General features: G+C 62.1%; 25 protein-coding genes. 20 read left to right on the top strand and 5 right to left on the bottom strand.

Going from position 1 to position 24,250, the window contains the following annotated elements; all coding sequences use genetic code 11:
• The first annotated feature begins 100 nt into the window (after window positions 1-100).
• From VLA07_RS20275 to VLA07_RS20290, 4 genes are all read left to right on the top strand, one after another.
• Window positions 101-2,008, top strand: a complete 1,908-nt coding sequence (locus tag VLA07_RS20275; protein WP_333990929.1) for a sigma-54-dependent Fis family transcriptional regulator — start codon at window positions 101-103, stop codon at window positions 2,006-2,008.
• 157 nt (window positions 2,009-2,165) lie between these two features.
• Entirely contained in the window at window positions 2,166-3,515 is a 1,350-nt protein-coding gene (gene mpl, locus VLA07_RS20280; protein WP_333990931.1) for a UDP-N-acetylmuramate:L-alanyl-gamma-D-glutamyl-meso-diaminopimelate ligase, read from the top strand.
• Window positions 3,512-4,159, top strand: coding sequence for a flavin prenyltransferase UbiX (ubiX, locus tag VLA07_RS20285; RefSeq protein WP_007968137.1), 648 nt, complete (start codon window positions 3,512-3,514; stop codon window positions 4,157-4,159). The genes mpl and ubiX overlap by 4 nt, the downstream gene beginning before the upstream one ends.
• Window positions 4,152-4,436, top strand: a complete 285-nt coding sequence (locus VLA07_RS20290; RefSeq protein ID WP_007968135.1) for a YceK/YidQ family lipoprotein — start codon at window positions 4,152-4,154, stop codon at window positions 4,434-4,436. The genes ubiX and VLA07_RS20290 overlap by 8 nt, the downstream gene beginning before the upstream one ends.
• A 134-nt stretch (window positions 4,437-4,570) precedes the next feature.
• Here the strand turns inward: VLA07_RS20290 and VLA07_RS20295 are convergent, their stop codons facing one another.
• From VLA07_RS20295 to VLA07_RS20305, 3 genes are all read right to left on the bottom strand, one after another.
• On the bottom strand, window positions 4,571-5,212 hold the full coding sequence (locus VLA07_RS20295; protein WP_108589967.1) for an oxidoreductase: 642 nt from the start codon (window positions 5,210-5,212) through the stop codon (window positions 4,571-4,573).
• A 27-nt stretch (window positions 5,213-5,239) separates the two neighbouring features.
• Window positions 5,240-6,967, bottom strand: coding sequence for a C13 family peptidase (locus VLA07_RS20300; RefSeq protein WP_150368180.1), 1,728 nt, complete (start codon window positions 6,965-6,967; stop codon window positions 5,240-5,242).
• 110 nt (window positions 6,968-7,077) lie between these two features.
• Window positions 7,078-7,533 carry a MaoC family dehydratase gene (locus VLA07_RS20305; RefSeq protein WP_003228575.1) on the bottom strand — a complete coding sequence of 152 codons (456 nt, stop codon included), beginning with the start codon at window positions 7,531-7,533 and terminating at the stop codon, window positions 7,078-7,080.
• A gap of 180 nt (window positions 7,534-7,713) precedes the next feature.
• On the opposite strand from VLA07_RS20305, the gene VLA07_RS20310 reads away from it, so the two are divergent.
• Genes VLA07_RS20310 through VLA07_RS20320 form a run of 3 tightly spaced genes read left to right on the top strand, consistent with a single transcriptional unit; the run spans window position 7,714 to window position 9,393 of the window.
• Window positions 7,714-8,076, top strand: a complete 363-nt coding sequence (locus VLA07_RS20310; protein WP_095139173.1) for a CidA/LrgA family protein — start codon at window positions 7,714-7,716, stop codon at window positions 8,074-8,076.
• The gene (locus VLA07_RS20315; protein ID WP_096796307.1) at window positions 8,076-8,792 is read left to right on the top strand and encodes an LrgB family protein; all 717 of its coding nucleotides are present in this window, start codon (window positions 8,076-8,078) and stop codon (window positions 8,790-8,792) included. The genes VLA07_RS20310 and VLA07_RS20315 overlap by 1 nt, the downstream gene beginning before the upstream one ends.
• 10 nt (window positions 8,793-8,802) lie before the next feature.
• Complete coding sequence (locus tag VLA07_RS20320; RefSeq protein ID WP_007960613.1) at window positions 8,803-9,393, top strand: LON peptidase substrate-binding domain-containing protein; 591 nt, start codon at window positions 8,803-8,805, stop codon at window positions 9,391-9,393.
• 3 nt (window positions 9,394-9,396) lie between these two features.
• Here the strand turns inward: VLA07_RS20320 and VLA07_RS20325 are convergent, their stop codons facing one another.
• Together VLA07_RS20325 and VLA07_RS20330 are read right to left on the bottom strand one after the other, a co-directional pair.
• A complete protein-coding gene (locus VLA07_RS20325) occupies window positions 9,397-10,713 on the bottom strand; it encodes a bifunctional DedA family/phosphatase PAP2 family protein (protein ID WP_333990941.1) in 1,317 nt (438 codons plus the stop codon).
• Window positions 10,714-10,823: 110 nt separating this feature from the next.
• Window positions 10,824-11,522 carry a DNA-3-methyladenine glycosylase gene (locus VLA07_RS20330; RefSeq protein ID WP_103367244.1) on the bottom strand — a complete coding sequence of 233 codons (699 nt, stop codon included), beginning with the start codon at window positions 11,520-11,522 and terminating at the stop codon, window positions 10,824-10,826.
• A 177-nt stretch (window positions 11,523-11,699) separates the two neighbouring features.
• Here VLA07_RS20330 and VLA07_RS20335 point away from each other — a divergent pair, with 177 nt between their 5' ends.
• The 13 genes from VLA07_RS20335 to VLA07_RS20395 all read left to right on the top strand — a co-directional run bounded on the left by VLA07_RS20335 (window position 11,700) and on the right by VLA07_RS20395 (window position 24,240).
• Window positions 11,700-12,971, top strand: coding sequence for a glutamate-5-semialdehyde dehydrogenase (locus tag VLA07_RS20335; RefSeq protein ID WP_333990944.1), 1,272 nt, complete (start codon window positions 11,700-11,702; stop codon window positions 12,969-12,971).
• Entirely contained in the window at window positions 12,940-13,662 is a 723-nt protein-coding gene (gene nadD / locus VLA07_RS20340) for a nicotinate-nucleotide adenylyltransferase (protein WP_049827899.1), read from the top strand. The genes VLA07_RS20335 and nadD overlap by 32 nt, the downstream gene beginning before the upstream one ends.
• Before the next feature lie 72 nt (window positions 13,663-13,734).
• Window positions 13,735-14,229, top strand: coding sequence for a ribosome silencing factor (gene rsfS, locus VLA07_RS20345; RefSeq protein ID WP_007960601.1), 495 nt, complete (start codon window positions 13,735-13,737; stop codon window positions 14,227-14,229).
• 9 nt (window positions 14,230-14,238) lie between these two features.
• The gene (gene rlmH / locus VLA07_RS20350) at window positions 14,239-14,706 is read left to right on the top strand and encodes a 23S rRNA (pseudouridine(1915)-N(3))-methyltransferase RlmH (RefSeq protein ID WP_003185785.1); all 468 of its coding nucleotides are present in this window, start codon (window positions 14,239-14,241) and stop codon (window positions 14,704-14,706) included.
• A 10-nt stretch (window positions 14,707-14,716) separates the two neighbouring features.
• Window positions 14,717-16,612, top strand: coding sequence for a penicillin-binding protein 2 (mrdA, locus tag VLA07_RS20355; RefSeq protein ID WP_027612897.1), 1,896 nt, complete (start codon window positions 14,717-14,719; stop codon window positions 16,610-16,612).
• 31 nt (window positions 16,613-16,643) lie between these two features.
• A complete protein-coding gene (gene rodA, locus VLA07_RS20360) occupies window positions 16,644-17,747 on the top strand; it encodes a rod shape-determining protein RodA (RefSeq protein WP_166497270.1) in 1,104 nt (367 codons plus the stop codon).
• A gap of 17 nt (window positions 17,748-17,764) precedes the next feature.
• Entirely contained in the window at window positions 17,765-18,775 is a 1,011-nt protein-coding gene (gene mltB, locus VLA07_RS20365; protein ID WP_007960589.1) for a lytic murein transglycosylase B, read from the top strand.
• Window positions 18,775-19,785 (top strand): septal ring lytic transglycosylase RlpA family protein, encoded by a 1,011-nt coding sequence (locus tag VLA07_RS20370; protein ID WP_247268891.1) that lies wholly within the window; start codon window positions 18,775-18,777, stop codon window positions 19,783-19,785. The genes mltB and VLA07_RS20370 overlap by 1 nt, the downstream gene beginning before the upstream one ends.
• 187 nt (window positions 19,786-19,972) lie before the next feature.
• Window positions 19,973-21,130 (top strand): D-alanyl-D-alanine carboxypeptidase family protein, encoded by a 1,158-nt coding sequence (locus VLA07_RS20375; RefSeq protein WP_003228546.1) that lies wholly within the window; start codon window positions 19,973-19,975, stop codon window positions 21,128-21,130.
• Between the two features lie 86 nt (window positions 21,131-21,216).
• Window positions 21,217-21,492, top strand: a complete 276-nt coding sequence (locus tag VLA07_RS20380; protein WP_330207157.1) for a DUF493 domain-containing protein — start codon at window positions 21,217-21,219, stop codon at window positions 21,490-21,492.
• On the top strand, window positions 21,492-22,139 hold the full coding sequence (lipB, locus tag VLA07_RS20385; RefSeq protein WP_027612894.1) for a lipoyl(octanoyl) transferase LipB: 648 nt from the start codon (window positions 21,492-21,494) through the stop codon (window positions 22,137-22,139). The genes VLA07_RS20380 and lipB overlap by 1 nt, the downstream gene beginning before the upstream one ends.
• 25 nt (window positions 22,140-22,164) lie before the next feature.
• Window positions 22,165-23,163, top strand: coding sequence for a lipoyl synthase (lipA, locus tag VLA07_RS20390; RefSeq protein WP_160768663.1), 999 nt, complete (start codon window positions 22,165-22,167; stop codon window positions 23,161-23,163).
• Window positions 23,164-23,289: 126 nt separating this feature from the next.
• Complete coding sequence (locus tag VLA07_RS20395; protein ID WP_333990966.1) at window positions 23,290-24,240, top strand: S66 peptidase family protein; 951 nt, start codon at window positions 23,290-23,292, stop codon at window positions 24,238-24,240.
• Window positions 24,241-24,250 lie beyond the last annotated feature (10 nt).

Below are 24,250 nucleotides of genomic sequence, written 5' to 3' on the forward strand. Positions count from 1 at the left end.
ATCTTTTGATCTTGATCCTCAAAAACAAGATCAAAAGATCGCAGCCTGCGGCAGCTCCTACATGAGGTTTGCGTCGACCTTTCGGGGAGAACAATAATAAATGCACGATAACCATTTGAGTCGCCATGCCCAGCAGGTTCTCACCGTCAGTCAGGGCAAGCCGCACCTGCACGGGCCCGGTGCCGATCCGTCGATTGCCCGCTCGTGGCTGCGCTGTCTTGAGGACTATCACCTCGATCCGGCCCTGACCATGGCGCCCACCGTGCTCGAACACGGGCGCGTGCTTGAAAGCCGCGAACGCCTGCAACAGGTGTTGCAGATCGCCGGTAATGAAATGAGCAGCCTGCATCAACAACTCTCCGGCGCCGGTCATGCGGTGCTGCTGACCGACGCGCGCGGGGTGATCCTCAACTGCGTCACCGCGCCGGCCGAGCGCAAGATTTTCGAACGCGCCGGTCTCTGGCTCGGCGCCGACTGGAGCGAAGCCTGCGAAGGCACCAACGGCATCGGCACCTGTCTGGTCGAGCGCCAGGCACTGACCATCCATCAGGACGAACACTTTCGCGGCCGCCACACCGGCCTGACCTGCTCGGCGAGCCCGGTGTTCGACCCGCACGGCGAACTGCTGGCGGTGCTCGACGTGTCCTCGGCGCGCCACGACGTTTCTCGGCAGAGCCAGTTCCACACCATGGCGCTGGTCAATCTGTCGGCGAAGATGATCGAGAGCTGCTATTTCCTGCGTTGCTTTGATAACCAGTGGTTGCTGCGTTTCCATCTGCAGGCCGAGTCGGTCGGTCTGTTCAGCGAAGGGCTGCTGGCGTTTGACGGGGAAGGGCGGATCAGTGCGGTCAACCAGAGTGCGCTGAACCTGCTCGGGCATATTCGCGGAGGCTTGCTCGGCAAGCCGGTGGAAGCGTTCTTCGATTGTTCGCTGGACGAGTTGCTCGGTCGGGCCAGCGCCAATGCCAGCGCCAGTTGGCCGCTGCGCACCCGCGACGGGCGGCATCTGTTTGCCTTGTTGCGCGGCGAATCGCGCAAGCCGGCGCCGATCCTGCCGGCCCCGGTCGTGGCCAAGCCTCAAGCGCTGGTGGGCATTTGCCTCGGTGACGCGGCGCTGCAAGCGGATTTCCGCAAGGCGCTGCGGGTGTTCGAACGCGACGTGCCGCTGCTGATCAACGGTGAAACCGGCTCCGGCAAGGAAGCATTCGCCAAGGCTGTGCATCACGCCAGCCAGCGCGCCAACAAAGCCTTCGTCGCCCTCAATTGCGCGGCGATCCCGGAAAGCCTGATCGAGAGCGAGCTGTTCGGTTATCGCGGCGGCAGTTTCACCGGCGCGCGCAAGGACGGCATGCGCGGCAAGCTGCAGCAGGCCGATGGCGGCACGCTGTTCCTCGATGAAATCGGCGACATGCCGCTGGCGCTGCAAACCCGGTTGTTGCGAGTGCTGGAAGACCGGCAGGTGGTGCCGATTGGCGGCGAGCCGGAAGCGGTCAACGTGCGGATCATCAGCGCCACGCACCGTAATCTGCTGGAGCGCGTGGCGGACGGCAGCTTCCGCGAAGATCTGTATTACCGTCTCAATGGCCTCGAAGTTGCGCTACCGGCGTTGCGCGAACGCAGTGATAAATCGCAGTTGCTGGATTTCCTGCTGGCCGAGGAGGCCGGCGGAGAAACAATTGTGATCGACGAACCGGCGCGCCAGGCGTTGCTGGCCTTCAACTGGCCGGGCAACGTTCGGCAGTTGCGCAATGTTCTGCGCACATTGGCGGCATTGTGTGATGAAGGGCGAATCGGGCTGGAGGATTTGCCGGCGATGATTCGCCAGGCGCAGCCAAGGCTGGAGCTGAAGACGGTTGAGTCCGGGCATCCGCTGGAGGACGCCGAACGCCTGGCGTTGCTCGATGTGCTGGAGCAAACGCGCTGGCACATGACCCAGACCGCGCAGCAGCTCGGGGTCAGCCGCAATACCCTCTATAGAAAGCTGCGCAAACACGCGATCTCCCGTTAAACCGCGCCGCACCGTTCGCGAGCAAGCCCGCTCCCACAGGATCAGCGCCAACCTTGTGGGAGCGGGCTTGCTCGCGAAGGCGTCGGCGCAGGCGAAACACAAGGTGCGATTTCCCCCTCCCTGCGCTAACCTGCGGCCATGTTTTACGAGGTCGACTATGCACATTCATATTCTGGGTATCTGCGGGACTTTCATGGGCTCGATGGCGGTTCTGGCCAAAGAGCTGGGCCATCACGTGACCGGCTCCGACGCCAACGTCTATCCGCCGATGAGCACGCAGCTTGAGGCCCAGGGCATTCAGCTGACCCAGGGCTACGACCCGGCCCAGCTCGATCCGGCACCGGATCTGGTGGTGATCGGCAACGCCATGTCGCGCGGCAACCCGGCGGTGGAGTATGTGCTGAACAAAGGCCTGCCGTACGTCTCCGGCCCGCAATGGCTGGCCGATCACGTGCTGCAAGGGCGCTGGGTGCTGGCGGTCGCCGGTACGCACGGCAAGACCACCACCAGCAGCATGCTCGCCTGGGTGCTGGAACACGCCGGCATGAGCCCGGGGTTCCTGATCGGCGGCGTGCCGCAGAACTTCTCGGTGTCCGCACGTCTGGGCGGCACGCCGTTCTTCGTGATCGAGGCCGACGAGTACGACAGCGCGTTTTTCGACAAGCGTTCGAAGTTCGTCCACTACCGTCCGCGTACCGCGATCCTCAACAACCTTGAGTTCGATCACGCCGACATCTTCCCCGATCTGCCGGCGATCGAGCGGCAGTTCCACCACTTGGTGCGGACTATTCCGAGCGAAGGTCTGGTGATCCACCCGACCACCGAACCGGCCTTGCAGCGCGTGATCGAAATGGGCTGTTGGACCCCGGTGCAGACCACCGGCGTCGGCGGTCAGTGGCAGGTCAAGTTGCTCAAAGACGATGGCTCGGCGTTCGAAGTAATATTCGAAGGCGTGTCCCAGGGCACTGTCGAATGGGAGCTGACCGGTCAGCACAACGTCGCCAACGCCCTGGCTGCGCTGGCAGCGGCGCGGCATGTCGGTGTGGTGCCAGCGATGGGCATCGCCGGCTTGAGCGCATTCAAGAACGTCAAACGCCGGATGGAGAAAGTCGCCGAAGTGCGCGGCATCACCATCTACGACGACTTCGCCCACCACCCGACCGCCATTGCCACCACCCTCGACGGTTTGCGCAAGCGCATCGGCGACGCACCGCTGATCGCGATCATCGAACCGCGCTCCAACTCGATGAAACTCGGCGCGCACCGCGATGGCCTGCCCGACAGCGTGGTCGATGCCGATCAGGTGATCTGGTACGCCCCGGCCAACCTCGGTTGGGATCTGGGCGCCACCGCCGCACTGTGCAGCGTGCCATCGATTGTCAGCGACTCTCTGGAAGGCATCATCGAACGCGTGAAGAGCCAGGCCCAGCCCGGTACTCACGTGGTGATCATGAGCAACGGCGGCTTCGGTGGTCTGCACGGCAAACTCGCCGAGGCACTGCAATGAACACTTTTGCCCAGAGCGGCGGCCCGGAACGCATCACGCTGGCGATGACCGGCGCGTCCGGCGCGCAGTATGGATTGCGCCTGCTCGACTGCCTGGTACGGGAAGATCGCGAAGTGCACTTCCTGATCTCCAAGGCCGCGCAACTGGTGATGGCCACCGAGACCGATGTCACGCTGCCGCCCAAGCCGCAGATGATGCAGGCGTTCCTCACCGAGTACACCGGGGCGGCCGCCGGGCAGATCCGCGTGTATGGCAAGGAAGACTGGATGTCGCCGGTAGCTTCGGGCTCCGGCGCACCGGCGGCGATGGTCGTGGTGCCGTGTTCCACCGGTACCCTGTCGGCGATTGCCACCGGTGCCTGCAACAATCTGATCGAACGCGCAGCGGACGTCACCTTGAAGGAGCGGCGCCAGTTGATCCTGGTGCCGCGTGAGGCGCCGTATTCGAGCATTCATCTGGAGCACATGCTCAAGTTGTCGAACATGGGCGTGACCATCCTGCCGGCCTCGCCGGGCTTCTATCACCAGCCGCAGACCATCGACGACCTGATCGATTTTGTCGTGGCGCGGATTCTCAATCTGCTGGGCATTCCTCAGGACATGCTGCCGCGTTGGGGCGAGCATCATCTGAGCAGCGATGAATAAGCTGTTGGTGATTGCGCTGGCGCTGCAACTGGCCGGCTGCGCCACCGCGCGCACGCTGGATGCAGCCAAGCCGGGGGCGCCGGTGGTGTATTCCGGGACACGCCTGGATTTGTACGCGATGAATGGCGGGTGCTGTGCGATGGACCGCTTCGGGGCTGAGGCGCCGAGTTATCCGGGAGTGGACCTGCCGGCGAGTGCGTTGCTTGATACGCTGCTGTTGCCGTTGTCTTTGCTGACCGTGATTGGCGTGGGGTTTCAGGCGACTGGTGGATTGTAGGGGAGTGCTGCGCACTCCATTCGCGGGCAAGCCACGCTCCCACAGGGATTGAGTCGTGCACTAAATCTGTGTTCGCTGAAGACTACTGTGGGAGCGGGCTTGCCCGCGAAGAGGCCAGCCCAGACACCGCAAAACTATTTGCCGAGCTTTCGCAGCTCATCCGACTCGACGATCCGCACCCCATCCTGTTCTTCCAACGCCAGGCGCCACATCGCCCGGGCCAGTTGGCAGGCTTCGATGCCGCGATATTTGCCGGGAATCAGTTTGGAGAACGGCGCCGCCAGTTGTTCGCCCAAGCGCGGCTCGGTGCGATCTCCCAGCAATAGCGATGGTCGGCAGATGGTCAGTTGCGGCCAGTCCTGCGCGCGCAACGCCTGCTCCATCTCGCCTTTGACCCGGTTGTAGAAAATCGACGATTTCGGATCGGCGCCCAGCGCACTGATCACGATCAGGTGCCGTGCGCCCATCTCCCGCGCGCGTTTGGCGAACGCCACCACCATGTCCAGATCTACCGCGCGGAACGCCTCTTCCGAGCCGGCCTGTTTGATGGTGGTGCCGAGGCAGCAATAGGCGATATCGACGCGACCACTGAGTTGCGGCAGAAACGCCTGTGGGTCGCCCACCGGGTTTTCCAGGTGCGGATGCTCCGCCAATGGACGACGGGACGGGGCGAGCACGCGGGTGATCGTCGGCTCGTTGAGCAAACGGTCGAGCAGATGTTCACCGGTCAGTCCGGTGGCTCCGGCAAGCAATACGTGCTGAGGCGTCAAGTACATAGTGTTTCTCCCTTGATACTGTTCAGCTTAGTTGCTGTTTGTTGCTCCGTCGTTCAATGCAGCACTCTGCAACGCTTTTCTGGCCTGCTGTTTACGCAGCAGTTGCCAGTGCGCCAGCACGGTTTTCGGTGCCCAGATCTGTGGCTCCGAAGCTTCGAAGTTGTCCGCCAGTTCGCGCTCGGCGACGGTGGCCTTGGCCAGTTTGAAGGCCTGCTCCAGATCGTCGGTCTGGTTCAGGGCCTGAGCGAACAGGGCGTCGCCGAAGTAGGTGAAGTTGGCTTCTTCCGAGCAACCGAACGACACGCGATCGGCACGCGAGGCGGTCATGATCAGTGTGCGCTCATCTTTCAGCGCGGGGATGAAACCGCCGGAATAGCACGATGAAATCACGATCACCTTGTCGCGGTTTTTCAGTGGCGCGAGCACGGCGGCAAGTTCGTCGGCGGGCAGGTCGGCGAGCTCCATGCGCGGTTGATCGAGTACCAGCTCGTGTTCGGCAGTGCCGTGGCTGGTCAGGTAGATGAAGATCAGGTCTTCCGGGCCGCTGCGTTCAGCGAGGGTCTGCGCGGCGCGGCGCAGGTTTTCGCGGGTGGCCATCGGCCGGTCGGCGAGATGCTCGCGGTGGTTGACCAGACGAATCTGGCCATAAGCGCCGAAACGCGTAGTGAGCATGTTGGCGACGTAATCGGACTCGCGCAGGAACACGCTTTGCTTGCCGTCGCCGCCGAGGGTCAGGGTGTACAGCTCGACTGCCGGAGTTGAGGCAGGCACGGCGGCCAGTGCGTCATCGAGCAGACGCCCTTGGGCCAGCAAGCCGAGTTCGAGGGTGTCGGGCAACAGCTTGCCGTCGGCGTCACGTACGCGCTGGCCGTTGATCCAGGTGCCGCTGAGCACGGTGCCGTCGGTCAGCACCAGAGTGCCGCGTCCGGCGTAGCTGTCGCCGTCAAACCCGCCGATGTAGAAGCTGCCGTCAGACAGGTTCAAGCGGCCCTGACCGCTGAAGCGCCAGTCGTTGAAGTAGCCGATGTAGTGGCTGCCGTCGGCACCGATCAGTTCGCCCTTGCCGGTCAGCGCACCTTCCTTGAACTGGCCGAGCCACACGTCGCCGTCGGCGTTCTCGTAGCGGCCCTTGCCGTGCAGTTGGCTGTTCTTGAAGCCGCCGACATAGATGTCGCCATCGGCACTGTTGAATGTGCCATTGCCTTCGAGCTGGCCGTTGACGAAGTGGCCGCTGAAGGTATTGCCGCTAGAGTCGCCGCGCTGGCCTTCGCCGTTGGGTTTGCCGTGGGCGAACTGGCCTTGATAGGAGCTGCCGTCGTCCATTTCCAGACGACCCAGCCCGGAATACTGGTCAGCCTTGAACTCGCCACGGTAGGTCATGGCGTTTTCCTTGAGGGTGCCTTCGCCATCGCGGCGGCCCTGCTTGAAACCGCCGGTGTAACTGCTGGCGTTGGTGGTCAGGCTGCCCTGGCCATCGAACAGACCCTGCTGAAACTGACCGCGATAGACTTCGCCGTTGCTGCCGTGCCACTCGCCCTGGCCATGCCATTGGCCCTTGTCGAACTGCCCGGCGTACCAACTGCCGTTGGGGTAGTCGACCCGGCCCTGGCCTTGCAGCAAGCCGTTGACCAGTTCACCGCGATAGCGTCCGCCGTCCGGCAGCCGTGCATCCGGGGGCAACAGCGATTCGCCGTCGCCGCACGCGGTGAGCATCAGGGTCAGGGCAAGGGGTGCAAGAGAAGCGAGTGGGCGCATAGCGGGATCCGGGCAATTAGGCGACCGAGTATGCCGCAGCTATGTGACCTTATACAGCCGGGAAAACAGCGCTGATGCGAAACAGCGTGCGCTGTTTCGCATCCCGTGACTCAAACGAAGCAGAGCGACAGCGGTTCGGCGATATAGGCCGGTTTGTCCGAGCCTTCTATCTCAAGCGTCGCGGTGGCCTTGAGCAGCCATTGACCGGGCTTTTTCTCGGTCACTTCGGCCAGATCGACTTTCAGGCGCACTTTTGAATTGACCTTCACCGGCTGGATGAAACGCACGCTGTCCAGGCCGTAATTGACCACCATCTTCAGGCCTTGCGGCAGCACGAGGATGTCTTCCATCAGTTTCGGGATCAGCGACAACGACAGGAAACCGTGGGCAATAGTGCTGCCAAAAGGCGTTTGCGCGGCTTTGACCGGATCGACATGGATGAACTGATAATCCCCGGTGGCTTCGGCGAACAGGTTGATGCGCTCCTGATCGATGGTGAGCCATTCGGAACGTCCGAGTTCCTTGCCGACATAATCTTTGAGCTCTGCAACGGGAACATAGGGCATTGAGACTCTCCTTGGGTTCATCGGTTTTATAGTTTTTCAGGTGGGGGATTTGACCGCCCTGCGAACCACTGTAGATCAACATGGCGATTTGCTCCGGTCAACCGACCATGCTTTTGGCGAATGCCGATCCATAGCGCTGCCGTGCTTATAATGCCGAGGACTTGCGGGGGGAGATGTCTGATGTTGTTACGTGGCCTGACCATGCTGGTGCTGTTCCAATTGCTCGGCACGGCACTCAACCATTTGCTGTTGCCGGTGCTGCCGGGGCCGATCATCGGTCTGCTGCTGTTGCTGGTGTTCCTGATCATTCGCGGTGAAGTCGGCGAGCCGCTGAACCTCGCGGCCGGCAGCCTGCTGCGCTATCTGCCGTTGCTGCTGGTGCCGCCGGCGGTGGGCGTGATGGTTTATGCGAGCGACATTGCCGCTGACTTCTGGGCCATTGTCGGCGCGCTGGTGTTGTCGTTGATCCTGTCGATGGCCTTCGCCGGGGTGCTGATGCAACGGCTGGTCAAGCGCCATGCGCCGCACTCGGAGGAGTCGTGATGCTCTTCGATTGGCAAGGCGCCTGGGCTTCGGTGATCCATCATCCGCTGTTCGGCATCGGCATCACCCTCGGTGCCTATCAACTGGTACTGGCGGCGTTCGAGAAAACCCGCTGGATCTTTCTGCAACCGGTGCTGGTCTCGATGCTGGTGGTGATCGGCGTGCTGGTCGGCTGCGGCCTGACCTACGCCGAGTACCGCAAGAGCACCGAAATCCTCAGCATTCTGCTGGGCCCGGCGACGGTGGCGCTGGCGGTGCCGCTGTATCTCAACCTAAAGCGCATCCGCCAATTGTTCTGGCCGATTTTTACTACGCTGGTGATAGGCGGCGTGGTCGCCACGGGCATGGGCGTGTTGCTCGGCTGGTGGTTCGGCGCCGAGCACATGATTCTGATGACCATGGCGCCGAAGTCGGTGACCTCGCCGATTGCCATGCTGGTGGCCGAGCAGATCGGTGGCGTGGCGGCGCTGGCGGCGGTGTTCGTGCTGATCACTGGGGTGATCGGCGCGATCTTCGGCCCGGCGCTGCTGACCCGGCTCGGCGTGCGCAGCCCCGAGGCGCGCGGCATGGCGCTGGGCATGACCGCGCACGCGGTCGGCACTTCGGTGGCGTTGCAGGAAAGCGATGAGTGCGGCGCCTTCGCGGCGCTGGCGATGAGTCTGATGGGCGTGGCCACGGCGGTGTTCCTGCCGTTGGCGGTGTCGATGGTGGTGTAAGGAAATGTCTATGAGTCTGCCGCTTTTTCCGCTCAACACAGTGCTGTTCCCCGGCTGCAACCTCGACTTGCAGATCTTCGAGGCGCGCTACCTGGACATGATCGGCCGCTGCATGAAGCAGGGCGGCGGTTTCGGCGTGGTGTGCATCCTCGATGGCCACGAAGTCGGCGTTGCCCCAGAAGGCTTTGCCCTGGTCGGCTGCGAGGCGCGGATCACCGATTTCCAGCAACAGGACAACGGTCTGCTCGGGATCCGGGTGCAGGGTGGGCGGCGTTTTCAGGTATTGCGCACCGAAGTGCAGCGCGATCAGTTGATCCTCGCCGACGTCGAGTGGCTGGACGATGAGCCGGAGCAACCGTTGCAGGACGAAGACGCCGATCTGGTGGCGCTGCTCAAGGCCTTGGCCGAGCACCCGATGGTCGAGGCGTTGAACATGGGCACCGAAGCGCTGGGGCAGCAGTCGCTGGCCAATCAGCTGGCGTATCTGCTGCCGTTCGCCGAAGAAGACAAGATCGACCTGCTGCAACTCGACGATCCGCAGCAGCGACTGGATGCGATCCAGGCGCTGCTCGATGAGTTGCAGGGCGAGCTGTTCGCCTGAGCGTCAGTAGGCGTATCGCAACATCGTGTCCGGCAGATGCCGCAGAACGAACAGGCTGAACAGCGCCAGCAGCGCTGGCAGGATCAGCCACCAGACCTTGAACGGCATGGCATTGAGCGGCGCCTTGCGCTGGCTCAGCCACAAGCCCGCCGCACATACGCATGCCGCCAGCATTGCGCCGGCCAGGATATCGGTTGGCCAGTGAGCGCCCAGGTAAACGCGCGACAGGGCAATCGAGAGTGCCGGGATACAGGCGAGCAGCAACCAGGTCAGGCGCATGCGTGGCGGTTGGCCGCGACCGGCGAGTACCGCCAGCACCAGAAACAGCGCGAACGAACCCGATGCGTGACCGCTGGGCATGCTGTAGCTGGTCAATGGATCGGTCAGCACTTCCGGGCGAACCCGGGCGAAAAACTGTTTGGTGACGGTATTGAGGAGCGCGGTGCACAGCAGCACGCCACCGGCAAAGATTGCCTGGCGCCATTGCCGGCACAGCAGCAACAGACCGGTGAGCAGGGCGCTGAACATCAACATATTGCGGAATTCACCGATCAGGGTGAAGGTCACTGCGATTTCATCGAGCATCGGCTGCCGATGTTCCTGCACCAGGGTCATCACGCCCTGGTCGAGGGCGTGCAGGTACGGATAGCCAATAAACAGGCCGATCAGAATCATCAGGCTCATGCTGCTGATCCAGATCGTCGCCCGGCGATGCTGGCGCAAGCTGCTGTTGACGCTCATGCCGACCATCACCGCAATACTGGCGGCAACGATGCCGGCCTGCAGCCAGAAACCTTCCGGCAGCGGCAGACGGATCGCCGCGCCGGTGGCCCAACCCGGCAGCAGGTAGGCGACGCTCCAGCCGGCGGCGGCCAGCAGGCTGACGGCGGCGAAACGCGGGAAGGGCATGTCGCACATCCCGGCAACCATCGGCAACATCGGCCGCAACGGGCCGATGAAGCGCCCGACCAGCAGACTGGCGATGCCGTAACGCTGGAAGTAGGTTTCGGCCCCGGCCATCCATTCCGGATGGTGGTGCAGTCCCGGCAGGCGGCGGATGTTCTGATGGAAATGGCGGCCGAGGAAGTACGAGATCACATCGCCGAGTATCCCGCCGAGAAAGCCCAGCAGCAGGGTTTCACTCAACGACAGTGCGCCGCTGCCGGCGAGTACGGCCACGGCAAACAGCAACACCGTGCCGGGCACGATCAGCCCGGCAATTGCCAGGCACTCCACGCAAGCGACGATAAATACCGCAGCGGCCAGCCACTGCGGATTGGCGGCGAGCCACCCGGTCACGCTATCGAGCCATGGGCCCATACACACAACTCCATCAAATCTTCAATAAGTCCCGAAGGCTGCACAAAATTTCAGCAATCACTCAGTACCCCTGTGGGAGCGGGCGCATAGGGTTCAAAACCTGTGTCACTTCAGGACAGCAAAAAATAATCGCGACCTTCGACCTGGCCCCGGCGCAGCGGGTTCCGCGTGCACCACTGGGCATACGCGGCGTCGACGAAACGGTACATCAGGTGTTCGTCGCGGCCATGGGGGATGCCCAGGCGGGTGGTCTGGATAATCTGAGTCGGTGCCGGCCCGGTGTCTTCCACCAGCATCAGCTCGTGATCGAAACGCTTGGCGTCCCACATCGGCACCTTCAACCCCAGCGCCTTGCACAGCAGCGTCTGCCCGGCGCAAAGCTTTTGCGAAGGACGCGGCCGGCCTTGGGCATCGGGATTGTTCAGCAGCATCTGCGCCAGACTCGCCGGCCCACTGATTTCATCGACCCACGGGTAGGCGGACTTGATCAGCACCGCATTGCCGGGCCCCTGAGCGCTGAAGTTCAGCGAATCGCCACCGCGGGCGTAATACATATAGATGTGCCCGCCATCCAGAAACAAAGCCTTACGTTTTTCCGTGTAGCCGAGCGATGCATGACTGCCTTTTTCCGCGCAGTAATAGGCTTCGGTTTCGATGATCCGGGCGCTGAGCCACAGATCGCCGACCCGGTGGCGGATGACTTTGCCGAGCAGGTCGCGGGCCAGCACTTGCGCGTCACGGTCGAAAAAAGCGTCCGGAAGGCCCAGTGGCAGGCGCTCGGCGGTGGCGCGAACGGTCAGGTTGGACATGGCAAACGGTGGTTATCCAGGCGAAGGAGGTCGTGATGATAACAATCCGCGGCTTAATTACGGCTGAACGTCGGCAAATTGCAGTCCATTTCGACCATCCGCCTGTCACCGCTGTTAGTCCCGGGACGCGACAGCTATAATCTGCCGCTTTCCTCTTTGCCAAGACCCCAGCAGACCATGACTGAGTCCGTTCTTGACTACATGACCCGATTGGGTCGCGCCGCCCGCGAAGCTTCCCGGGTCATCGGCCGTGCCAGCACCGCGCAGAAAAACCGCGCCTTGCAGGCTGCTGCCAATGCGCTGGACGCTGCTCGCGCCGAGCTGGCCGCAGCCAATGAACAGGATCTGGCGGCTGGGCGCGCCAACGGTCTGGAGCCGGCCTTGCTGGAGCGTCTGGAACTGACCCCGGCGCGCATCGACGGCATGATCGTCGGCCTGCGTCAGGTGGCGGCACTGCCCGATCCGGTCGGTGCGATCCGTGACATGAGCTTCCGCCCGTCCGGGATTCAGGTCGGCAAGATGCGCGTACCGCTGGGCGTGATCGGGATCATCTACGAATCCCGGCCCAACGTGACCATCGATGCCGCCAGCCTGTGCCTGAAGTCCGGCAACGCGACCATCCTGCGCGGTGGCTCCGAGGCGATTCATTCCAACCGCGCGATTGCCGCGTGCATCCAGCGCGGTCTGGCCGAGGCCGAATTGCCGGCAGCCGTGGTGCAAGTGGTCGAAACCACAGACCGTGCCGCCGTCGGCGCGATGATCACCATGCCCGAGTACATCGACGTCATCGTGCCGCGCGGTGGCCGTGGCCTGATCGAACGCATCAGCCGCGATGCGCGCGTGCCGGTGATCAAGCATCTGGACGGCATCTGCCACGTATTTGTCAGCGAGCACGCCGATCTGGCCAAAGCCCAGCGCATCGCCTTCAATGCCAAGACTTACCGTTATGGCATCTGCGGCGCGATGGAGACCTTGCTCGTCGATCAAAGTGTTGCGAAGGATTTCCTGCCGTCGATGGCTGCCCAGTTCCACGAGAAAGGCGTCGAGCTGCGTGGCTGCGAACGCACCCGCGCGATCATCGACGCGGTGGCGGCCAGCGAAGACGACTGGAGCACCGAGTATCTGGCGCCGATCCTGTCGATCCGTGTGGTCGACGGACTGGATCAGGCCATCGAACACATCAACCATTACGGCTCGCATCACACCGACTCGATCGTCAGCGAAAACCTCGCCGACACCCGGCGTTTCGTCGCGGAAGTCGACTCGGCGTCGGTGATGATCAACACCCCGACCTGCTTCGCCGATGGATTCGAATACGGATTGGGTGCCGAGATCGGCATTTCTACTGATAAGCTGCACGCCCGCGGCCCGGTGGGCCTCGAAGGACTGACCTGCGAGAAGTACATCGTGGTCGGTGATGGCCAGTTGCGCGGCCAGGCGACGGTCTGACTTGACCGACCTCGACTTGACAGCGCCGCTGCCTGACGGCGAACTCCGACCTCGGCGCATCGGCGTACTGGGCGGCACGTTCGACCCGGTGCACATCGGCCATTTGCGTGGTGCGCTGGAAGTCGCCGAAGCGCTGCTGCTCGACGAGCTGCGCATGATGCCCAGCGCCCGGCCGCCGCACCGCGATACGCCGCAGGTGTCGGCGCAGGATCGGTTGGCAATGGTTGAGTGCGCGGTGGCCGGAGTGCCGCCGCTGGTGGTGGACGCCCGCGAATTGCAGCGGGACAAGCCGTCTTACACCATTGATACCCTGGAGTTGATGCGTGCCGAAATGGCCGCCGAGACCCAGGTTTTTCTGCTTTTGGGCTGGGACGCATTTTGCGGCCTGCCCACTTGGCACCGCTGGGAAGAGTTGCTCCAGCATTGCCACATCCTGGTGCTACAGCGCCCGGACGCCGACAGCGAACCGCCGGATGCCTTGCGCAACCTGCTGGCAGCGCGTTCGGTGAGCGACCCGCTGGCCCTGAAAGGGCCGAGCGGACAGATTGCATTCGTCTGGCAGACACCGCTCGCGGTTTCCGCCACCCAGATCCGTCAACTGCTGGCCAGCGGTAAGTCGGTACGTTTCCTGGTGCCCGACGCGGTCCTGGCCTACATCGATGCGCACGGTCTTTACCGTGCGTCGAACTGAACAAGGCGTGCTTCACTGATACGAATCCACGTATCGCCAAGCCGCCGAATATACGAGCAAAACGAGTTTTATATGACTGACAAAGACGTAAGCAAAGTTAAGCGCAAAGGCACGTTCAAGAGCGCACCGCTGCCGGAAGTCGCCAACACCAACGAGCCGCTCAAGGGCGACGAGCTGGTCAAGGTTGCCGTGGCAGCCCTGGAAGACGTCAAGGCACAAGACATCCAGATCATCGATGTGCGCGACAAGCAGAGCATCACCGACTACATGATCATCGCCACCGGTACGTCCAATCGCCAGATCAACGCGATGCTGGACAAGGTCCGTGAAGAAGTCAAAAAGCAGGGCGCCAAGCCGCTGGGCGAAGAAGGCAAGGGCGACAGCGACTGGGTGCTGCTCGACCTCGACCTGGTGATCGTGCACATGATGACTGCCTCGGCGCGTCAGTTCTACGACCTGGAACGCCTGTGGGCCGGTGCCGAGCAAAGCCGTGCGGCAGACGCCAAGCACCACAGCCCGGAAAACACCCACGAGCATTTCACCAAGCTCAACAAAGACCAGCTGTAAGGGATTGCTGTGCGACTGCGACTGATCGCCGTCGGTTCACGCATGCCCAAGTGGGTGGAAGAAGGCTGGCATGAATATGCCAAGCGTCTTCCGTCCGAGCTGGCGCTGGAACTGGTGGAAATTCCGCTCAATACCCGTGGCAAGAACGCCGACGTGGCCCGTTTCATCCGCCAGGAAGGCGAAGCCATGCTGGCCAAGGTCGGGCCGAACGAGCGGATCGTCACGCTGGAAGTCCACGGCAAGCCCTGGAGCACCGAGCAACTGGCGGTCGAACTCGACCGTTGGCGGCTGGATTCGCGCACGGTCAATTTCATGGTCGGTGGCCCCGAAGGGCTGGCGCCGGAAGTCTGCGCCCGCGCCGATCAGCGCTGGTCGTTGTCGCCGCTGACCTTGCCGCACCCGCTGGTGCGGATCCTGATCGGCGAACAGCTGTACCGTGCCTGGACCGTGCTGTCCGGTCACCCTTACCACAAGTAGTCCTGCCCTCATGTCTCAGCCGATCCGCATCAAGGACCACGAAAAGGACGCCCGCCTGGTGCGCAGCCGCGTCGTGTTCGGGGCCATTGCGGTCATGCTGTTGATCTGCGTGCTGATTGCGCGGCTGTACTACTTGCAGGTGATCCAGTACGAGTACCACTCGACACTCTCGGAAAACAACCGCGTCCACGTGCAGCCGATTCCGCCGACCCGCGGCTTGATCTTCGACCGCAACGGCGTGGTGGTGGCGGACAACCGTCCGAGCTTCAGCCTGAGCATGACCCGCGAGCGTTCCGGCGACTGGCAGCAAGTGCTCGACGTGATCGTCGAAGTGCTGCAACTGACGCCCGAGGACCGGGTGATCTTCGAGAAACGCATGCGTCAGGGGCGTCGGCCATTCGAGCCGGTGCCGATCCTTTTCGAACTGACCGAAGAGCAGATCGCCCGGATCGCGGTTAACCAGTTCCGCCTGCCTGGGGTGGAAGTGGTCGCGCAACTGGTGCGCCACTACCCGCAGGGCGCGCATTTTGCGCACTCGGTGGGTTACATGGGGCGCATCAACGAGAAAGAGCTGAAGACCCTCGACCCGGTCAACTACAGCGGCACCCACCACATCGGCAAGACCGGCATCGAGCGTTTCTACGAGCCGGAGCTGCACGGGCAGGTGGGGTACGAGGAAGTCGAAACCAACGCTCGGGGCCGCGTATTGCGCGTGCTCAAGCGTACCGATCCGATTCCCGGCAAGGACATCGTCCTGAGCCTGGACATCAAACTGCAGGAAGCGGCCGAAGCTGCGCTGGGCGGGCGACGTGGCGCGGTGGTGGCGCTCGATCCGAAGACTGGCGAAGTGCTGGCGATGGTCAGCCAGCCGAGTTTCGACCCGAACCTGTTCGTCACCGGCATCAGCTTCAAGGCCTATGCCGAACTGCGCGATTCCATCGACCGGCCGCTGTTCAACCGCGTGCTGCGCGGCCTGTACCCGCCGGGTTCGACGATCAAGCCGGCGGTGGCGATTGCCGGTCTCGATTCTGGCGTAGTGACAGCGTCGAGCCGGGTGTTCGACCCCGGTTACTACATGCTGCCCAACTACGATCACAAGTACCGCAACTGGAACCGCACCGGTGACGGCTTCGTCGATCTCGACACGGCGATCATGCGTTCCAACGACACCTACTTCTATGACCTGGCGCACAAGCTGGGCATCGATCGGTTGTCGGCCTACATGAACAAGTTCGGCATCGGCCAGAAGGTCTCGCTGGACATGTTCGAAGAATCCCCCGGCCTGATGCCGTCCCGCGAGTGGAAGCGTGCGACGCGCAAGCAGGCGTGGTTCCCGGGTGAAACCCTGATTCTGGGGATTGGCCAGGGTTATATGCAGTCCACACCGTTGCAACTGGCGCAGGCCACGGCGCTGGTCGCCAACAAAGGCATCTGGAACCGGCCGCACCTGGCCAAGACCATCGAAGGTGCCAAACCGGTAGACGAGAACCCGATGCCGGACATCGTCCTGCGCGATCCGTCGGACTGGACCAAGGTCAACCACGGCATGCAGCAGGTGATGCACGGCGCCCGGGGTACTGCGCGCAAGGCAGCAATCGGTGCGCAATACCGCATCGCCGGCAAGTCCGGTACCGCTCAGGTCGTCGCGATCAAACAAGGTGAAAAATACGACCGCTCCAAGGTTCAGGAACGCCACCGCGACCACGCCTTGTTCGTCGGTTTCGCCCCGGCCGACAACCCGAAAATCGTGGTTTCGGTGATGGTCGAGAACGGTGAGTCCGGCTCTGGGGTCGCCGCGCCAGTGGTGCGTCAGGTCATGGACGCCTGGCTTCTGGATCAGGATGGTCGATTGAAGGCCGAATACGCCGGTCCTATCAGTGCGGAGGCTACGGCCCGTGATGAATAATTTTGATCGCATGCTCTCTAGCGAGGATGTGATGCGTCGCCGGGCGACGCTGCTGCAACGCCTGCATATCGATGGCCCGCTGTTGATCCTGCTGCTGATCCTCGCTGCGGGAAGTCTGTTCGTGCTGTATTCGGCCAGTGGCAAAAGCTGGGATCTGCTGGGCAAACAAGCCACTTCGTTCGGCATCGGCCTGGTGTCGATGATTGTCATCGCCCAGTTCGAACCACGGTTCATGGCGCGTTGGGTACCGCTCGGTTACGTGATCGGGGTGGTGCTGCTGTTGGTGGTGGACATCATGGGCCACAACGCCATGGGCGCGACGCGCTGGATCAACATCCCCGGGGTGATCCGCTTCCAGCCCTCGGAGTTCATGAAGATCCTGATGCCGGCGACGATTGCCTGGTATCTGTCCAAACGCACGCTACCGCCGCAACTCAAGCATGTCGGCATCAGCCTGATGCTGATCGGCGTGCCGTTCATTCTGATCGTGCGCCAGCCTGACCTTGGTACGTCGCTGCTGATTCTGGCCGGCGGCGCGTTCGTGCTGTTCATGGGCGGACTGCGCTGGCGCTGGATCCTCAGCGTGCTGGCCGCCGCCGTACCGGTGGCGATCGCCATGTGGTTCTTCATCATGCACGACTACCAGAAGCAGCGGATCCTCACGTTCCTCGACCCGGAAAGCGATCCGCTCGGCACCGGCTGGAACATCATCCAGTCGAAAGCCGCGATCGGTTCCGGGGGCGTGTTCGGCAAGGGCTGGCTGCTGGGCACCCAGTCGCACCTGGACTTTTTGCCGGAAAGCCACACCGACTTCATCATTGCCGTACTGGGCGAGGAGTTCGGTCTGGTGGGCATCTGCGCGCTACTGCTGATCTATCTGCTGCTGATCGGTCGCGGCCTGGTGATTACCGCCCAGGCGCAGACGCTGTTCGGCAAATTGCTCGCCGGCGCGCTGACCATGACGTTTTTTGTTTATGTTTTCGTCAACATCGGTATGGTCAGTGGCCTGTTGCCGGTGGTGGGGGTGCCGTTGCCCTTCATTAGCTACGGAGGAACTTCGCTGGTGACACTGCTGTCAGCGTTTGGGGTTTTGATGTCGATTCATACGCATCGCAAGTGGATCGCACAGGTTTGAATAAGGTGAAGAGTTCAATGCAAGTCATGCGCAGCTGGGCGACTCGTTACGCGCCGTGGGTCGGCCTGGTCGGCATCCTTGGCAGCGCGCAGGAAGCGCTGGCCGGCGATTACGAAGGTTCACCGCAGGTGGCCGAATTCGTCGGTGAAATGACCCGCGACTACGGTTTTGCCGGCGAGCAACTGATGGCGGTGTTCCGCGAGGCCCAGCGCAAGCAGGCGATTCTCGACGCGATCTCCAAACCCGCCGAGCGGGTCAAACAGTGGAAAGAATATCGCCCGATGTTCATCACCGACGCGCGCATCGCCCGTGGTGTGGACTTCTGGCGCCAGCACGAGGCCGTACTGGCCCGTGCCGAGCAGGAATACGGCGTACCGGCACAAGTCATCGTGTCGATCATCGGCGTCGAGACCTTTTTCGGACGTAATACCGGCAATTACCGGGTGATTGATGCATTGTCCACGCTCGGTTTCGACTATCCTCCCCGTGCCGAATTTTTCCGCAAGGAATTGCGTGAGTTCCTGCTGCTGGCCCGTGAAGAACAGGTCGATCCATTGACCCTCAAAGGCTCGTACGCCGGGGCGATGGGCTTGCCGCAATTCATGCCGAGCAGCTTTCGCGCCTATGCGGTGGATTTCGACGGTGACGGTCACATCAATATCTGGACCAATCCGGACGATGCGATCGGCAGCGTGGCCAGTTACTTCAAACGGCATGGCTGGGTCGCCGGGGAACCGGTGGTCAGTCGCGCCGATGTGCGCGGCGAGCAGGTCGATGAAGGCCTGACCACCGGCATCGAGCCGACGAAAACGGTCGGAGAGTTGCGGGCGCTGGGCTGGTCAAGTCATGATGCGCTGCGCGATGATATGCCGGTTACTGCATTTCGCCTCGAAGGCGACAACGGCCCTGAATACTGGATGGGCCTGAAGAATTTCTACGCGATCACGCGTTATAACCGCAGCGTGATGTACGCCATGGCCGTACATCAACTGTCTGAAGAGCTGGTAAAAGCACGGGGCGTCAAGTAATGCGGGCATTGCCTATCAATAAACCCCTGAAGCTGGTGGCATTCGCCGCGTTGGCGGTGCTGGTCGCCAGCTGTTCGACCAGCCGCACGCCAACCCAGAAGACCTCGTCCACCGCCGTACGTGCGCAGCCGGGGCTGGACATCAACCGCGCGCACAAAGACGGCGCGCCGTGGTGGGATGTCGATGTTTCGCGGATCCCGGACGCCACGCCGACCCTGCACACCGGCCCGTACAAGGCCAACCCGTACACCGTGCTGGGCAAGACCTATTTCCCGTTGCAGGAATCCAAGACCTACGTCGCCTCGGGCACGGCGTCCTGGTACGGCACCAAGTTCCACGGGCAAAACACCGCCAACGGCGAAGTGTATGACCTGTACGGCATGAGTGCCGCTCACAAGACTCTGCCACTGCCAAGTTACGTTCGGGTGACCAACCTGGACAACAACAAGAGCGTGATCCTGCGGGTCAACGATCGCGGGCCGTTCTATTCGGACCGGATCATCGACTTGTCCTACGCGGCCGCGAAGAAGCTCGGTTATGCCGAAATCGGCACCGCGCGGGTCAAGGTCGAGGGCATCGATCCGCAGCAATGGTGGGCCGCCAAGGGCCGTCCGGCGCCGCTGATGCTCAACGAGCCGCAAGTCGCGCAGAATAGCGCCCCGGTGATCACGGCGTCGGCCGGTACCATCGAGCAGTGGACCCCGCCGCCGCAGCAACATGCCTCTGACACTGTCCCTGTACAGATCAGCGCAAAAAAAAACGCTTCTGCACCAGCGTCTGGCCAGTATCTGCAGGTGGGCGCGTTCGCCAACCCGGACGCTGCAGAACTCCTGAGGTCGAAGCTCAGCGGGATGGTGAGCGCTCCGGTGTTCATCAGCTCGATCGTGCGCAATCAGCAGACCCTGCACCGGGTACGCCTGGGGCCGATCGGTTCGCCGGGTGAGATCGCCCAGGTGCAGAACAGTGTGCGCCTGGCCAATCTCGGCTCGCCGAGCGTGGTCACCGAGTAAGAAACGTAGCACTTGATTGACGGTTCACTTGCGGTTTTGGGGGGTGGACCAGGTTGTTGGCTCGTCGAAGAACAAAAGCCCGGCAAGGGTGACTGGAGTGAGCAACTGAACACGCGATGGCCCGTTAGAAGGCTGTCTGAATAGTTTTGCCTTCGGGCAAGTTTCCATTAGCGATTTCGAGAGACGGATGAACATCACCACCTTTGCCAAACGCCTGTGTCTGCTAGTCCCGCTGCTCCTCTCGCCAGCCGCCTTCGCGGCCGAGATGATGCCGTCGCCACCTCAACTGGCTGCAAAAGCCTACGTGCTCATGGACGCCAGCAGCGGCAACGTGCTGGTGGAGAACAACGGTGACCAGCGTCTGCCGCCAGCCAGCCTGACCAAACTGATGACCGCGTACATCGCTACGCTGGAAATCCGCCGTGGCCAGATCGGTGAGAACGACCCGGTGACTGTCAGCGAAAACGCCTGGCGTACCGGCGGTTCGCGGATGTTCATCAAAGTCGGCTCGCAAGTGACCGTCAGCGACCTGCTGCACGGCATCATCATTCAGTCCGGCAACGACGCCAGCGTGGCGCTGTCCGAGCACATCGCCGGCAGCGAAGACGCGTTCGCCGACCTGATGAACAAGACGGTCGCCGATCTGGGCATGACCAACTCGCACTTCATGAACCCGACCGGTCTGCCGAACCCTGAGCACTACTCGTCGGCTCACGACATGGCGATCCTGGCCCGTGCGATCATCCACGAAGACCCGGCTCACTACGCGATCTACTCGCAGAAAGAGTTCTTCTGGAACGGCATCAAGCAGCCTAACCGCAACCTGCTGCTGTGGCGCGACAAGACCGTTGACGGTCTGAAAACCGGTCACACCGACGAAGCCGGCTACTGCATGGTGTCCTCGGCTGTACGTGATGGCCAGCGTCTGATCGCCGTGGTGTTCGGCACCAATAGCGAAGTGGCGCGTGCCGCTGAAACCCAGAAGCTGCTGACCTACGGTTTCCGTTTCTTCGAAACCCAGACCTTCTACCAGAAGGGCACCGAACTGGCTCAGGCCCCGGTGTGGAAAGGCACCACCAGTCAAGTCAAGGCCGGCCTGGCTGAAGACCTGACCATGACCCTGCCAAAAGGCCAGCTGAAAAAGCTCGCTGCCAGCATGACCATGAACCCGCAACTGACCGCGCCAATCGCCAAGGGCGACGTGATCGGTAAAGTCGAAGTGAAACTGGACGACAAGGTCGTGCACAGCGCTGACCTGATCGCTCTGGACGCTGTCGAGGAGGGTGGTATCTTCCGCCGCATGTGGGATAGCATCCGTCTATTCTTCTACGGCTTGTTCAACTGATTGAGTGTTGACCTGCATGGCCCCGTTCCTGTCCGGTTCGGGGCCATGTGCGTTACCACGGCTTACGCTTACGAGGCCGTTACGCCATGACCGATACCGAAGTAAAGGCGCCAAAGATCGAATTCCCCGCTAAGGACTACCCGATTAAAGTGATCGGTGAGACCGGGGTTGGGAACAAGGACAAGATTGTCGCAATCGTTGAGAAGCATGCGGAAATCAATCATCGCCTTGATGTCGAACGCCAAAGCACCAACGGCAAGTACACCACCATCCAGTTGCACATCGTCGCGACCGATCAGGATCAGCTGTACAACATCAACAGCGAACTGCGGGCGACCGGTTTCGTACACATGGTGTTGTGATGCCGGGCACGCTGGGCTTTCGCGAACTTGGCCAGATGGCTTACGAGCCGGTCTGGCATGCCATGCAACGTTTCACCAACGAACGCGGCAGCGATGCCGCCGACGAAATCTGGCTGGTCGAGCACCCTCCGGTGTTCACCCAAGGCCAGGCCGGCAAGGCCGAACACCTGTTGCTGCCGGGCGATATCCCGGTGGTACAGGTCGATCGCGGCGGGCAGGTGACTTATCATGGCCCGGGCCAATTGGTGGCTTACCTGTTGCTGGATGTGCGCAAGCTGGGTTTCGGCGTACGTGATCTGGTCACGCGCATGGAACAGTGCCTGATCGAACTGCTGGCCAGCTACGGCGTCACCGCCGCCGCCAAGCCAGATGCTCCCGGCGTCTACGTCGACGGAGCGAAAATCGCTTCTCTGGGTTTGCGGATTCGCCACGGTTGCTCCTTTCATGGCCTGGCCCTGAACGTGGATATGAACCTGGAGCCGTTTCGACGGATTAATCCCTGCGGCTATGCCGGGCTGGCGATGACCCAGCTGAGCGATCACGCAGGATCGATTGAATTTGCCGAGGTAAGTGCCCGGCTGCGCGCGCAGCTCGTCAAACACCTCGACTATGCTGAGCAGACGACCCTGACGGGCGGAATCGACTGATATGACTACTGATGCAGTGCAAACCATGATCCCGACGCTCGACGTGACCGAGCGCCCGGCCCCGCGTCCCAAGGTTGAAGCCGGCGTCAAGCTGCGCGGCGCCGAGAAGGTTGCACGCATCCCGGTAAAGATCATTCCGACCACCGAACTGCCGAAGAAACCCGACTGGATTCGCGTGCGCATCCCGGTTTCGCCGGAAGTCGACCGGATCAAGAGTCTGCTGCGCAAGCACAAGCTGCACAGCGTCTGCGAAGAAGCCTCCTGCCCGAACCTGGGCGAGTGCTTCTCCGGCGGCACCGCGACCTTCATGATCATGGGTGACATCTGCACCCGTCGTTGCCCGTTCTGCGACGTTGGCCACGGTCGTCCGAAACCACTGGACGTCAACGAGCCGGAAAGCCTGGCGATCGCCATTGCCGACCTCAAGCTCAAGTACGTGGTGATCACCTCGGTTGACCGCGACGACCTGCGCGACGGCGGTGCCCAGCACTTTGCCGATTGCATCCGCGAGATCCGCAAGCTGTCGCCGAACGTGCAGTTGGAAACCCTGGTCCCGGACTACCGTGGCCGCATGGACATCGCCCTGGAAATCACCGCTGCCGAGCCGCCGGATGTGTTCAACCACAACCTGGAAACCGTGCCGCGCCTGTACAAGGCTGCGCGTCCGGGTTCGGATTACCAGTGGTCGCTGACCCTGCTTCAACGCTTCAAGCAGATGATGCCGCACATTCCGACCAAATCCGGCCTGATGCTGGGTCTGGGCGAGACCGACGAAGAAGTCATCGAAGTCATGAAGCGCATGCGCGAACACGACATCGACATGCTGACCCTCGGCCAGTACCTGCAACCGTCGCGCAGCCACTTGCCGGTGCAGCGTTTCGTGCACCCGGACACCTTCGCCTGGTTCGCCGAGGAAGGTTACAAGATGGGCTTCAAGAACGTTGCTTCCGGCCCGCTGGTACGTTCCTCGTATCACGCCGACGAGCAGGCGAAACTGGTCAAGGCTGAACTGCTCGGTTCCTGATCCGGCGCTGATAGCCTCGAAAAATACCCGCCTCGGCGGGTATTTTTGTTTGGGCCTGCCGCGCACTCTTTTGTTTGTCTCTGTACCTGACTACTGTGTGTTCATGAATTCACAGGGAGACCATGGATGACCGTTCGACCGATCCACAGCCTTTTTCCGCATAAACCCGTACCGGCGCTGCCATCCGAAGGGCTGATCGGCGTGATCGCCCCTGCTGGCCCCGGTGCGCTGGACACGGAAAAGGCTGTGCAGTGGATGCGCGCCCGCGGGTATGCGCTGAAAGTGTTCCCCGGTGTCTACGAGAAGGACGGCTATCTGGCCGGCAGCGATGACGTGCGCCTCAACGACCTGCATGCCGCGTTCGCCGACCCTGAAGTCGACGCGATCATCTGCCTGCGCGGCGGCTACGGTACGCCGCGCCTGCTGGACCGGATCGATTACGATCTGCTCAGCCGCCACGCCAAGCCGTTTGTCGGCTACAGCGATATCACCGCGCTGCATCTGGCGATCAGCCGCTACGCCGGGTTCGTGACCTTCCATGGCCCGTTGCTCAATGCCGACCTGCTGGGCAACAAGGAGCCGCCGACTGTCACCTCATTCTTCGCCATGCTGCGCGGTCAGTTGAAGGCGGGGAGTGTGTTGAGCCATCCGGTGGCTTATCCCTTGACCACCGTCGAACCGGGCATTGCGCACGGGCGTTTGCTCGGCGGCAATCTGGCGATGATCGCCGCAACGCTGGGCACGCCGTATGAGATTGATGTCGAGGGCGTGATTCTGCTGATCGAGGACGTCAACGAGCCGCTGTACCGCATCGACCGTTTGCTCACGCAGATGCGTCTGGCTGGCAAGCTGGCCAGATTGCGCGGGGTGCTGGTGGGGGATGTCGCCGGGGTCGATGTCGAGGCGCTGAATCGCTTGCTCAAGCAGACGTTCGAGCCGTTACGGATTCCGGTGCTGTCGGGGTGGCGCAGCGGGCATTGTGATCCGAACCTGACGCTGCCGATGGGGGCGCTGGTGCGGCTGGATGCGGGGAAGAAGGAATTGATGCTGGAACAGGATGTAGTGATCAAACGCTAGGGTTTGATTG

The sequence above is a fragment of the Pseudomonas sp. S3(2024) genome (assembly GCF_036861315.1).
In the GTDB taxonomy this organism is placed as follows: Bacteria; Pseudomonadota; Gammaproteobacteria; order Pseudomonadales; family Pseudomonadaceae; genus Aquipseudomonas; species Aquipseudomonas putida_A.